The following is a 12,044-nucleotide window of genomic DNA, read 5'->3' as shown; positions in this document are numbered from 1 at the left end:
GAGAGAGGGAACCGGGACCGACGCGACCGCGCCGGTGTCTACCGCCCGGCGTCCCGCCGCCACATCGACCACATCGGCGGCCCGGACCGGAAGGTCATCTCCTCGTGCACGGCGAAACCGTGCCGCTCGTAGAACGTCAGATTGCGCCGGTTGCTGGACTCCAGGAACACGGGCCGCCCGTCCGCGTCGGCCTGCTCCAGCAGCCCGCCCAGCACCTGTGAGCCGCGCCCCGTGCCGCGCGCGTCGGCATGGGTGCCGATGTACTCCACGTACCAGTGCGCGGGGCCGGCCGGATGGCGGTGCTCCAGTGCCAGCAACCGCATCCCGGTCCGGGGGAGTTGGGTTCGTCCCGCCCGCAGCAGCGTGCCCGCGTTGCGCAGCAGGTAGCTCACCGGGAGCTTCCACTGCCCGGGTTCCGCCCACACCGCCGCGACCGTGCGGTCCGGATCGGTCCACACCCGGCCCGCCGGGACCTGCTGGGCCAGATGCGCGGTGAACAGCAGCCGCAGCCGCCGGTCCCGGTCGTGCGGCATCAGCCAGGACCAGACGGGGTCCTCGGCGTAGGCGCTGGCGAGGACGGTGGCGAGCGCCGGGACGTCGGAGGCGGTGGCGCGGACTGTGTCGGTCATGGCCGGGGAGGGTACCGGTCCCCGCGATCACCGGCCAGCGGGATGGCAAGACCGGCCGACCGGCCAACGGGGCGCGAGTTTCGGCTGTCACCGTGAACCACCTCGACCCGGCATCGGACCCCGTGGAAATCTGCCGGTGCTTCAGGAATACGTCCTTGGTTCGCCCCCCGTTCGCCCCGGCGGCCTAGTTTTCGCAGGCACGCGCCGACACCTTCCCCCTGAACCACTCTCCCCCAGAGGTCCCCCTGATGACTCCCAGCACCACCGAATCCCCGCGCCCCGACATCGAGAGCACCGTGAGCCCCGCCGACGAGTTCCGCATCACCCGGCGCCGGATGCTCCAGACCGCCGCCGTCACCCTCGGTGCCATGACTGCCGGCCCGGTCGCCGAGGCGGCCGTCGGGGCGCAGGCCAGTGCGGCCGAGTACCACCTGCCCAAGGGCTTCAACGGCGACATATCCGATCTGAAGCACGTGGTGATCCTCATGCAGGAGAACCGTTCCTTCGACCACTACCTCGGTCAGCTGCCCGGTGTACGCGGGCACGACGACAAGCAGGTCCTGAAGTTCCAGGACGGCACCGACGTCTTCCAGCAGCGCGACGCCACCGGCGCCATCGTGACGCCCGCCGTGTCGACCGCGACCTGGAGCGACAACCACAACTTCTACGGTGCCAACGACGGGCGGTGGAACACCTGGGTGAAGGACAAGGGCGACCACTGCATGTGGTACTACACACCCGACTACATGCCGTGGATGTACTCGCTCGCCTCCCAGTACACCGTCTGCGACATGAACTTCTGCTCGCTGCACGGGCCGACCATCCCGAACCGCTACTACCTGATGACCGGTTCGGCGGGCGGCGAGGTCACCAACGCCAAGCAGAACGACTACAGCCGCAGTTGGACCACCGTCCCCGAGCAGCTCCAGCAGGCCGGCATCGACTGGCGGGTCTACTCCGACAACAGCGGCAACGGTGTCCGGGGCAGCCTCCAGAGCGGCTACGTCGGCGAGTACGGCTGCAACGTGACCAACAGTTTCGCCTCCTTCGACCCCCGCACGGCCGACGCGGCCGACCTGGAACCCGGCACCGGCAGGATCTGGAAGGCCAACTCCTTCGTCTACGAGGGCGCCACCACGCCCAACGACGACTCCGATGCGAACCTCGACGCCGTGCTCCGCGACCTCATCGCGGCCTGCGAGCCGGGCGCCGAGCACCCGCTTCCCGAGGTCTCCTGGGTGGTGATGCCCGCCGCGTGGAGTGAGCACCCGGGCTTCGACACCGTCCACGGCGAGCGCTACATGAACAAGGTGCTCCAGACGCTCCAGAGCAACGAGGACATCTGGAACCACACCCTGGTGATCATCACCTACGACGAGAACGACGGAAAGTTCGACCACGTCCTGCCCCCGCGCCCCGAGGCGGGCACGCCCGGTGAGTTCTCCGGCACCACTCCGTACGGGTTCGGCCCCCGGGTGCCGATGCTGCTCGTCTCCCCGTGGACACGAGGCGGCTATGTCGCCTCGGAGGTGTTCGACCACACCTCGACGGTGAAGTTCCTGGAGACCTGGGCCGGTCATCTGGGCAAGCCGTTCACCTGCCCGAACATCACCGACTGGCGCCGCTCCATCGCCGGCGACCTCACCAGCGCCATCGACTTCGCGCACCCGCGCCCGGGCCCGGTCGTCATCGCCGACCCGGTCACCGGGACCCCGCCGAAGCTGCCGGAGGACCGGATGAAGCCGCGCGGCCTCTCCTTCCACCCGCACGCCACCTTCACCGAGGACCGCGCCTCCGGCACGGTGACCGCGTCCATGACGCTGGCCGGCGGCCCGGAGGGCAAGGCAGTGAGCCTCCAGGTCTTCCCCGACCAGTACCTCGCCTTCGCCAACACGCCGTACACGGTGAGCGCGGCGACCCCCGGTTCGTACACCTGGGACACGAACGAGACCGACGGCAAGTACGCCTTCTCCGTCTACGGGCCCGACGGGTTCCTCCGCTCCTTCGCCGGACAGGTGATCCCCGAGAGCGCGAGCAGCAAGCGCATCGGCATTCCGCGCGTCCGGGCGGAGCTGGTCGGGGGCAGGCGCGCCGAGGTCAGGCTGCGGCTGCACAACGACGGCAAGCACCCCGTCCGTTACACCCTGAAGGCCAACGACTACCTCGGCGGCACCCGGAAGTTCATCGTCCCCGGTGGCTCCTCCACCGTCGTGCACTGGCCCACCGAGCACGGCTACTACGACGTGGTGCTCACCGCCAACACCGGCACAGGGTGGACCCAGCGGTACGCGGGGCGTGTGTCGACGCTCTGACGACGGCGGTGACGGACCGCTGACCGAAGCGAGAGGTCCCGGCCCCACCGCAGGGCCGGGACCTCTCATGTCCGGGGCGGCCCGGTGTGGTCTCGCGACGGCCCCGGGCCCGCTGCTGAGGGCTGTCCCGCAATCCCCGGCGGGCGCACGACGACAGTTACGGCACCTCGCCGCGTTGTCGGAACGCCCGAATACATCCGGTATGCGGACGCTCCTCCGCCTTGCGATGCACCGCATCCGACGCCGTGCGCCGATCCGCCACGGATCACGGGACAGCCCTCAGCGGGCGAACTGCGGGTCCTTCGCCTGGTTGTAGATCTCCTTGCCGGCTGCGTCGTAGGCATGGACGTAGGGGTTCGGGCCCGCCGCGTCCTGCGGGTCGAGGTGGGACGAGTCGGTGGCGAGAGCTGCCGCGTAGACGAACGCGCCGCCCGCCATGACCGCCGGGTACTGCTTCGGGTCGTCGCCGTAGCTGATGGCCACCTTGGCAACGTTGGGCGCGTGGTGCCCGGCGCCCAGCATGACGAGCTGCTTCTTGCCGACGCGTGAGCCGATGGAGTCGAAGTACGCGATCGTGCGACCGGTGCCCCACAGGCGGTTGTTGATGAACGTGGGCGGGGAGTCCGGGCTGTTGCCCTTGTCGCCCTTCGACTCGCACTGCACGTACTGGCCGGCGGAGTCGACGGCGACGACCACGCCGTCCCAGTCCTGCGAGGCGACGGGAGTGCGGACCCCGATCACCGCGTGGTAGCGCGATGCGTCCGAACCCAGGCAGGAGGACAGGATCCTGCTGACGGTTCCCGCGTCGATCGGGGTCGTCTTCCCGCTGGTGACGGTGAAGGTGTCCGGCGTGGACGACGCCTGACCCGAGGACGGCGCCTCGCCGGCTCCGCCCGACGTGGAGCCGTGCGTGGCGCCCGCACTCGGTGATGCGGCGGGGCTCGGGTTTCCGGCGGGGGAGGCGAGAACCGGTTCGGCTTCCCCCGCCCCGCTGAAGACGGCCACGGCCCCGACACTCAGCACCGCAACACCGGCGGCGACCGCCAGCGGCACTCCCCACCTGCTGCGCAGCGAAGCCTGGTTGCCTTCTGAGTCGATCTTCATCAGTAGCTCCTCTCGGGTCCGCCGATGACTCGGCAGATCACGATCGGAAGGAGCCGCAGGAATGCCCTGCTTGTCATTCATCGTGCGACCTCTTCCGCGTTGACGGGATTCCTGGAACTGAATGACGCCGCGACCATGACCCCGTCGACGAGGTCGGCCCCCAGCCTTCGCCGTGCCCGGTGCAGTCGGGACTTCACGGTTCCGACTGCCACCTTCAGCGTGGCCGCGGCCGCTTGCTGGTCCAGGCCCGACCACACACAGAGCTCGATGACCTCGCGTTCGTGGCGGGGCAGGCGGGCCAGCGCCCGGTGGATCTCCGACATACGACGCTCGTCGTCGACCCGGACGGCGACGCGGTCCGCGTGGTCGCTCACCGGCTCGTCGTGCGAGACGAGCCGGTGCAGCAACGCCTCGGCCCGCCTCAGCCGCCGCCTGGTGTTCGACACCAGGCGGTCGGCGATGCCGAGCAGCCACGGCAGGGCCGAGTCGCGGTCGAGTACGGTCTCGGACCGCCGGCGCCAGGCATGCAGAAACACGGTCGACGTGAGGTCTTCGGCCTCGGACCAGTCGGCCGTCCGCCGGAACAGATAGTTGTAGACGGTCTTCCCGTGACGGTCGAAGATCCGGCCGAATGCCTCCCGGTCCCCGTCGACGGCCCTCGCCCACAGGGCCCGGTCGGATATTCCTCCGACCGGGCCGGCGGGATCAGCGTCGTTCAGCTCCATGCCCTGTACGTGTCCGGCAACGGGCCGAAGGTTCCCGCCGATCCTGATCTCCGCACCGTCGGAGGGATCCGGCCCTGCCACAAGGGCGGTCCTCCAGCCGATGTGTCATGGCTTGATCCCATTTCGGTGCCGCCCCACCCCTGCGGAAGCGCTGCTTCTTCACGTTCTTCACGCGGAAACGTACCGGGCCGCCGATGACGGTCCCCGGGTCGGGGCGACGTTCCGTGGACCGACCGCACCCGGTACGAGAAGCCGCACGTGGCGCCGGCCTTCGTCGGAGAGGGGGTCGCCCGGCGCATGCGCGTGCGGCCCGCCCGGTACTCCCGGGCGGGCCGCGATGTGCGATGGGAGGGGGGTCACATGGGCGTCGGCTTGATCATCGCGAACACGCCGCCCTGCGGGTCGGCGACCACGGTCATCCGGCCGGCCATCATGTCGAACGGCGGCACCAGAACGCTGCCGCCCTGCCGGACCAGCGCGTCCACGGAGGAGTCCACGTCGTCGGCCGCGAAGTAGGTCAGCCAGTGCGCCGGTGTGCCGGGCGGGTCGTTGGCCAGCAGAGTGGCGCCGCCGACCGCACGGTCGCCGACCCGGACCTCCCAGTAGGAGTCCGTGCCGTCCAGCGGCCGGATCTCGATGCCGAACACCTCGCCGTAGAAGGCGGTGGCGGCGAGCACATCGCTGGTGTGCAGCTCGTTCCAGGTCAGCGCACCGGCCTCGTTGACCACCTGGGCACCGGAGAAGGAGCCGGGCTGCCACACCCCGAACACCGCGCCCTGCGGGTCGGCGGCGATCAGCATCCGTCCCATGTCGCCGATGTCGGTCACCGGGGCCAGCAGGGTGCCTCCGGCGGCGACGATGGCGTCCTGGGTGGCCTGGGCATCGGTGGACGCCAGGTAGCTGGTCCACACGGTCGGCGGTTCCGGCATCCCTTCGGGAGCCATCGTCCTGCCGATTCCGGCGACCGCTTTGCCGTTCAGCTCACACACCGCGTATCCGCCGAACTCGGCCGGGCTGGGCTGCCCCTGCCAGCCGAGCAGGTCGCGGTAGAAGTCCAGAGTCGCTTGCTGGTCCTTCACCATCAGATCGACCCAGCACGGCGTGCCGGTCGCGTACGGAGTGGTGACTTCGGGCATCTCTCGCCCCTTCTCGTGAGGTCGGCTTTCCCGCCGCCCTCGGGGCGTGCCGGGAAAGCCGACCTCACGACACGCCGGAACCGCCGGCGCAGGTGAGCAGGTTGCTCCATGTCGCCCACCCCGCTGACGGCTTCCCCGGCGGTACGGTCCGCGCGGTTTCGGCGACTGCCCGGAGACAGGTCGGCCGTGCCGTGCGTTCGTCGCCCCTCACCGGACGGACCGGGACGAGCTCAGTTCGCGCAGAGCCCGGCCACGAAGCCGCGCCAGGCGTCTGCCCCGACGACGAGGACGGGCCCGGAGGGGTCCTTGCTGTCGCGGACGGGCACGGAACCGCAGGAGCTGCCCTCGGCGACCTCGACGCACTCGCCGCCGGTGCTGCCGCTGTACGACGACTTACGCCACGCGGCGCCGCCGGTCACGGTGCACTCGACGCAGTCGCCACCGGTGTTTCCGCTGTAGCTGGATTTACGCCACTGCGCGCTCTTCAGGTCGGGGCCGGTCTCCATAACGCTCCTCCATCACGCGGGCGATCAGAGCCGCCGAGTCCTCCACGGAGAGGGCGGCGGCCTGCAGGTGAGCGTATCGGAGCGAGCCCTCCCGGACCGTGTCGGGGCTGGCGGTCATATGGCCGGAGATAATGTCTTCTGTGTAGACGAGGTCCGGGTCGTCGTCGAAGCGTAGAAGGTTGAACGAGCCAGCCAGACTTGAGTGTTCACCGGCGGCGAAGGGCAGGACCTGGATCCGCATCCACCGGTGGGTGGCGAAGTCCAACAACCGCACCAGTTGGGCGCGCATGACCTCATGACCGCCGATCGGCCGGTGCAGTACTGCCTCGTCGAGGATGGCCCAGGCCAGTGGTGGCCGTTCACGCTCCAGGATGCGCTGGCGCTCCATGCGGGCGGCGAGCAGGCCGTCCAGGTCGTCGGGCATCCCGGTGGCCAGCACCGCCCGCGCATACCCCTCCGTCTGCAACAGCCCGTAGACCAACTGCGCCTGATACGTCGAGATGTACGAGGCGCTGGCCTCCATCTCCGCGTACGGCTGGAACCACGTCGGCAGCTGGCTGCGCAGGACCAGGCCCATCAGCCGGGAGAACGTCCCGTCCGTACCGAGCGCGGCGTCGACCCGTTCGGAGAAGTTGCGGGTGGGGATCTTCTTCGTGGTCTCGATCTGGCCGATCAATGATCCCGTACAGAAGATGATCTCGCCCAACTGGGCCTGGTTCAGGCCCGCGGCCTCGCGCAGGCGGCGTAATTCCCAGCCGTAGTAGTCCAGGGGGGAGGCGCTGGGGTCGAGTGACTGGACGTTGGCCACGGCGGGACCTCCGGTGTGCAACGCCTTGCGGCGTTCGTTTCCGTACGTAGCCGAGCGTAGTCACCTGCTCGCACGATGGTGACATGAATCACGTAACTGCTCCCCGGGCGGAGTCCGAAGAGCCCGTCTACCGCGCCGACTTCGCCATGGGCGAGCACTCGGCCCGGCATCTGCGGCGCATCCTGCGGCTCTACCTCAACGGGTGGGGCCTGGCAGCCGTGGCCGATGCGGCGGAGCTCGCGCTCACCGAGCTGATCGCCAATGTCGTCCGGCATGTCCCCGGCCGCCGCTGCCAGACGTTCATCTTCCGGCTCCCGGGCGGCGAGGGAGTCCGTGTCGAAGTGGCGGACGACTGCCCGGGGATGCCCGTCGTGGGTGCGGGAGACGTCCTCGACGAGGGCGGGCGGGGGCTGCTGCTGGTGGATGCCGTCGCGGACAAGTGGGGCGTGGAGGTGCGCCGGGACGGCGGCGGCAAGGCGGTGTGGTTCGAGTGCCTGGCCGCCGCGCCGGTTACGCCCCCAGCTCCGCCAGCACCGCGTCCGTGAACGGCGTCCACACCTCGGCCGCCCACGGCCCGAAGGCCCGGTCGGTGAGCGCCACGCAGGCCGCACCTGCCACCGGGTCGATCCACAGGAACGTTCCCGACTGCCCGAAGTGGCCGAAGGTCGCGGGGGAGGAGGAGCTGCCCGTCCAGTGCGGCGACTTGTGGTCCCGGATCTCGAAGCCGAGCCCCCAGTCGTTGGGGTTCTGGTGGCCGTAGCCCGGCAGGACGCCCTTCAGCCCGGGGTGGACGACGCTCTGCGCCTCCAGCACCGTGCGCGGGTCCAGGAGGCGGGGTGCCTGGACCTCCGCCGCGAACCGCGCCAGGTCGTCGACGGTCGAGACGCCGTCGCGGGCGGGCGAGCCGTCCAGCGTGGTCGCGGTCATGCCCAGGGGTTCCAGGACCGCCTGGCGCAGATACTCCGGGAACGGGATGTCGGTGGCCTTCGCGATGTGGTCGCCGAGGACCTCGAAGCCCGCGTTGGAGTACAGGCGCCGGGTGCCGGGCGGGGCCGTGACCCGGTGCTCGTCGAACGCGAGACCGCTGGTGTGGGCGAGCAGGTGCCGGACCGTGGACCCCTCGGGGCCGGCCGGCTCGTCCAGCTCGACCGCGCCCTCCTCGTACGCCACCAGCGCCGCATAGGCGGCGAGCGGCTTGGTGACGGAGGCGAGCGGGAAGCGGTGCCCGGTCGGGCCGTGCCTGCCGAGGACGGTGCCGTCCGCTCGTACGACGGCTGCTGCCGCGGTGGGGACGGGCCAGTTGTCGATCATCGCCAGGCTCTGCATGGGTACGAGACTAATTGGTCGGCCCCGGAGGTCCTTCAGGTGCTTCGACCTCGCGGGGCTCCCGGCATCGGTCGCGGAAAGCGTCACGACAGGCCGGGTGCGACCTTCCGGGCGGCATCCTCGGATTCCGGCCGGTCCGCACCGGCGTCCCGGGCGGCGCCACGCAGCGCTGCCTCGACCCGGCGGTCGGAGGTCATGGTCGCTGTGACGGCGGTCATGGCGAGGAGGAGCCCGGCGGCCGCGTAGAGCGGGGTGCGTATGTCGTACGTGGTGGCCAGCCAGCCGCCGAGGAAGGCGCCGAACGGGGCGGCGCACATGGCGAGCATGCGGGAGGTGGAGGCGACCCGGCCCATCAGGCGGGCCGGGACGATCGCCTGCCGGAGGGATGGGCCGAGCACCATCGTGGCGCCCATGCCCGCCCCGCAGACGGCGAGCGCGAGCCCGGCCACGTACGGATTCGGGGCGGCGGCAAGCCCCAGGACGGCAAGCCCCTCGACCGCGGCCGTGCAGGTCAGCGCGGTGCCGGTGCCGAGGCGTCGGCCGAGGAAGGAGGCGATGCCCGCGCCGAGCAGGCCGCCCGCCGCCTCCGCGGTGAGGAGCAGGCCGAAGCCGAACGTGTGGATGCCGAGACGGTCGTGGGCGAAGAGGGCGAGCACGGTCTCCACGGCGAGGAAGGCGACGTTCCCGACCGCCGGACGCAGGGCGAGCCCGAGCAGCAGCCGGTCCCGGAAGACGTACGACGCCCCGGCCCGCGCCTGCCGGAGCAGTGACTCGCGGGCCTCCGGCAGGGGCCGGGGCGCGGCGGGCAGTGACCGTACGAGCAGCGCGGAGAGCGCGAACGACACCGCGTCGGCGAGCAGGGGAACCGCCCGCCCGAGCGCGAGCAGCGCACTGCCCACGGGCGGCCCCGCGAAGCCGGACGCGGCGGTCTGGGCGCCGCGCAGGCGGGAGTTGGCGCGCTCCAGGAGGGCGGGGGTGCGGCCGAGCAGATCCGGCAGGTAGGCCGTGGCGGCCGTGTCGAAGAAGAGCCCGCCGAGGCCGAGCAGGAAGGCGACGGTCGCGAGGAGGGGAATGCTCAGCGCGTCGAGTGCGGCTGCCGCCGCCGGTACCGCGAGCAGCACCGCACGTGCCGCGTCCGCGACCCACATCGTGCGCCGGCGGTCCCAGCGGTCCACCAGCGCGCCGCCGAGCACCCCGAAGAGCAGCCACGGCAGGGTCCCGGCGGCCGTGACGACGGCGAGTGCCATCGGGTTCCGGGTCAGCGCGAGAGCGAGCAGCGGCAGCGCGGCGTGCGTCACCCCGTCACCGAGTGAGGACACCGTCTGCGCGGTCCACAGCCGTCCGAATCCGGACGGCAACTTCTCTGCTTCCGTTGTCACTCGGAGTCCTCCTCGGCCTGCCGGTGCGGAGCCGGGCGGAACAGCGCGAAGGCGAGTGACACGTCCGGCAGCGACGGATCGGACAGCTCCCGGTACTCGTCCGCCAGGGCCTCCAGCCGCGCGCCCAGTTCCGCGAACTGCTCCTCGGTGAGCCGCAGATGGGCCATCCGTACGTGCCGCTCGCCGTCCGCCGGTGCCGCCTCCAGGTCCGCCACCGCGTGCCGCATCAGCGCGTCGGGCCGGCCGGGCCCGGAATCCGGCAGCTCGATCGTGCGGGCGGCCATCGCGTAGTACCGCTCGGTGACCCCCCGGACCTTCCGCGTCCGCACCACCTTCACCAGGCCGGCCCGCTCCAGCAGCCGCACGTGATAGCTGGAACTCCCCTTCGCGAGGCCCAACCGCCCGGCGATCTGCGTGATCGTCGCGGGCTCGAAGCGGAGCACGGCCATGATCCGGTGGCGCGTGAGATTGGAGACGGCGCGCAACTGCTCGTCAGTGGTGACGTGAAACGTCTCGGGAAGATCGTCGGCAGGCATGCCCTCAATGGTCAACGATTCTTGACCATTGAGCAAGGGTGTGGCCGGAACTCGCATGCGATTGCGCTTGCTTAGAGTGCACTCCAGGGTTCTAGCGTGGAGGGCATGACGGTGACGGAGACCAGTTCGGCAGCATCGGATGCCTGCGCAGCGGCCGTCCGGCCCCATCCGCGTGCCGACGGCCAGGATCACTTCACCATCAGTGAGGTGGCCGCCTTCACGGGGCTGAGCGCCCACACGCTGCGCTGGTACGAGCGGATCGGGCTGATGTCGTACGTCGACCGGTCGCACACGGGGCAGCGCCGCTTCTCCAGACGCGACCTGGACTGGCTCGGCTTCGTCGGCAAGCTGCGGCTGACCGGAATGCCGGTCGCCGACATGGTTCGTTACGCGGAACTGCTGCGTGAGGGCGAGCACACCTCCCAGGAGCGGAAGGAGCTGCTGGAGGCGACCCGCCGCGACGTGCGGAAGCGGATCGCGGAGCTCCAGGACACCGTCGCCGTCCTCGACTACAAGATCGAGTCCTATGCAGGCGCCCAGCGGGTGCCGGAAAGGTCCAGTACCTGATGACTGACAACAAGATCGCCACCGTGGAGCTCGGCGGCGGCGGCCCGCAGGTCGGCGTCCAGGGGCTCGGCTGCATGGGCATGAGCGAGTTCTACGGCGACACCGACGAGGCGGCGGCCCGCGAGACGCTGGAGACGGCCCTCTCCGCGGGCGTCACGCTGTTCGACACCGCCGACGTGTACGGCCTCGGCGCCAACGAGAAGTTCATCGCGCCCTTCGTCGGCGCGCACCGGGACGAGATCACCCTCGCCACGAAGTTCGCCATCGAGCGGCGCGAGGACGACCAGCACTACCGGGGCGTCCGCAACGACCCCGCGTACATCCGGCAGGCGGTCGAGAACAGCCTGCGCCGGCTGAACACCGACGTCATCGACCTCTACTACATGCACCGCCGCGACCCGTCCGTACCGCTGGCGGAGTCCGTCGGCGCGATGGCCGAGCTGGTGCGGCAGGGCAAGGTCAAGCAGCTCGGGCTGAGCGAGGTGACCGGTGCGGAGCTCCGCGAGGCGCACGCCGTGCACCCCATCGCCGCCCTCCAGTCCGAGTGGTCGCTCTTCAGCCGCGACGTCGAGCGCAGTGCGGTGCCCGCCGCGGTGGAGCTGGGCGTGACCTTCGTGCCGTACTCGCCGCTCGGCCGGGGCTTTCTGACCGGGGCGTTCGCCGACGCGGGCAAGGACCTGGGGAAGAACGACTTCCGGCAGTTCCAGCCGCGCTTCACCGGCGACAACGCGAAGGTGAACGCCGCGCTGCTGGAGCCGGTCCACAAGATCGCCGCCGCGCACGGGGCGACCGCGGCCCAGGTGGCCCTCGCCTGGGTGCAGCAGCGGGCCCAGGTGCACGGGCTGGCCGTGGTGCCGATCCCCGGCACCCGCAGGAGCAGCCGGCTGCTGGAGAACGTCGGCGCGACCCGGCTCACGCTGTCGGCCGGGGAACTGGCGCTGCTGGAGCCGATCGCCGGCCAGGTGGCGGGCGACCGCTACCCGGACATGAGCTCCACCTCCGCGGCCCGCGAGTAG

At 70.8% G+C, this 12,044-nt stretch carries 13 protein-coding genes; 4 read left to right on the top strand and 9 right to left on the bottom strand.

Going from position 1 to position 12,044, the window contains the following annotated elements; translation table 11 throughout:
* Positions 1-38: 38 nt before the first annotated feature.
* Positions 39-629, bottom strand: coding sequence for a GNAT family N-acetyltransferase (locus tag ABT025_RS25650; protein ID WP_350998939.1), 591 nt, complete (start codon positions 627-629; stop codon positions 39-41).
* Positions 630-877: 248 nt separating this feature from the next.
* On the opposite strand from ABT025_RS25650, the gene ABT025_RS25645 reads away from it, so the two are divergent.
* On the top strand, positions 878-2,941 hold the full coding sequence (locus ABT025_RS25645) for an alkaline phosphatase family protein (RefSeq protein ID WP_350998937.1): 2,064 nt from the start codon (positions 878-880) through the stop codon (positions 2,939-2,941).
* A 279-nt stretch (positions 2,942-3,220) separates the two neighbouring features.
* Here the strand turns inward: ABT025_RS25645 and ABT025_RS25640 are convergent, their stop codons facing one another.
* From ABT025_RS25640 to ABT025_RS25620, 5 genes are all read right to left on the bottom strand, one after another.
* Positions 3,221-4,045: a hypothetical protein gene (locus ABT025_RS25640; RefSeq protein ID WP_350998934.1), complete on the bottom strand. Its 825-nt coding sequence runs from the start codon at positions 4,043-4,045 to the stop codon at positions 3,221-3,223.
* A gap of 77 nt (positions 4,046-4,122) precedes the next feature.
* Positions 4,123-4,770, bottom strand: a complete 648-nt coding sequence (locus ABT025_RS25635; protein WP_350998931.1) for an RNA polymerase sigma factor — start codon at positions 4,768-4,770, stop codon at positions 4,123-4,125.
* A 356-nt stretch (positions 4,771-5,126) separates the two neighbouring features.
* Positions 5,127-5,906, bottom strand: a complete 780-nt coding sequence (locus ABT025_RS25630) for a VOC family protein (protein ID WP_350998928.1) — start codon at positions 5,904-5,906, stop codon at positions 5,127-5,129.
* A gap of 230 nt (positions 5,907-6,136) precedes the next feature.
* A complete protein-coding gene (locus ABT025_RS25625) occupies positions 6,137-6,412 on the bottom strand; it encodes a DUF397 domain-containing protein (RefSeq protein WP_350998925.1) in 276 nt (91 codons plus the stop codon).
* A complete protein-coding gene (locus tag ABT025_RS25620) occupies positions 6,372-7,220 on the bottom strand; it encodes a helix-turn-helix domain-containing protein (protein WP_350998922.1) in 849 nt (282 codons plus the stop codon). Before ABT025_RS25620 ends, ABT025_RS25625 begins: the two co-directional genes overlap by 41 nt.
* An 83-nt stretch (positions 7,221-7,303) precedes the next feature.
* Between ABT025_RS25620 and ABT025_RS25615 the strand changes: the two genes are divergently transcribed.
* Positions 7,304-7,765 carry an ATP-binding protein gene (locus tag ABT025_RS25615; RefSeq protein ID WP_350998919.1) on the top strand — a complete coding sequence of 154 codons (462 nt, stop codon included), beginning with the start codon at positions 7,304-7,306 and terminating at the stop codon, positions 7,763-7,765.
* Here ABT025_RS25615 and ABT025_RS25610 read toward each other — a convergent pair.
* From ABT025_RS25610 to ABT025_RS25600, 3 genes are all read right to left on the bottom strand, one after another.
* Complete coding sequence (locus tag ABT025_RS25610; RefSeq protein WP_350998917.1) at positions 7,731-8,546, bottom strand: serine hydrolase domain-containing protein; 816 nt, start codon at positions 8,544-8,546, stop codon at positions 7,731-7,733. The two genes, ABT025_RS25615 and ABT025_RS25610, sit on opposite strands and share 35 nt — an antisense overlap.
* Before the next feature lie 83 nt (positions 8,547-8,629).
* Positions 8,630-9,904 carry an MFS transporter gene (locus ABT025_RS25605; RefSeq protein ID WP_502972026.1) on the bottom strand — a complete coding sequence of 425 codons (1,275 nt, stop codon included), beginning with the start codon at positions 9,902-9,904 and terminating at the stop codon, positions 8,630-8,632.
* A gap of 17 nt (positions 9,905-9,921) precedes the next feature.
* Positions 9,922-10,461 (bottom strand): ArsR/SmtB family transcription factor, encoded by a 540-nt coding sequence (locus ABT025_RS25600; RefSeq protein WP_350998912.1) that lies wholly within the window; start codon positions 10,459-10,461, stop codon positions 9,922-9,924.
* 105 nt (positions 10,462-10,566) lie between these two features.
* Here ABT025_RS25600 and ABT025_RS25595 point away from each other — a divergent pair, with 105 nt between their 5' ends.
* Complete coding sequence (locus ABT025_RS25595) at positions 10,567-11,028, top strand: MerR family transcriptional regulator (protein WP_350998911.1); 462 nt, start codon at positions 10,567-10,569, stop codon at positions 11,026-11,028.
* Positions 11,028-12,044, top strand: coding sequence for an aldo/keto reductase (locus ABT025_RS25590; protein WP_350998909.1), 1,017 nt, complete (start codon positions 11,028-11,030; stop codon positions 12,042-12,044). Before ABT025_RS25595 ends, ABT025_RS25590 begins: the two co-directional genes overlap by 1 nt.

The organism is Streptomyces sp. NPDC002809 (assembly GCF_040295435.1).
In the GTDB taxonomy this organism is placed as follows: domain Bacteria; phylum Actinomycetota; class Actinomycetes; order Streptomycetales; family Streptomycetaceae; genus Streptomyces.
This window is presented reverse-complemented; position numbering and strand designations above follow the sequence as displayed.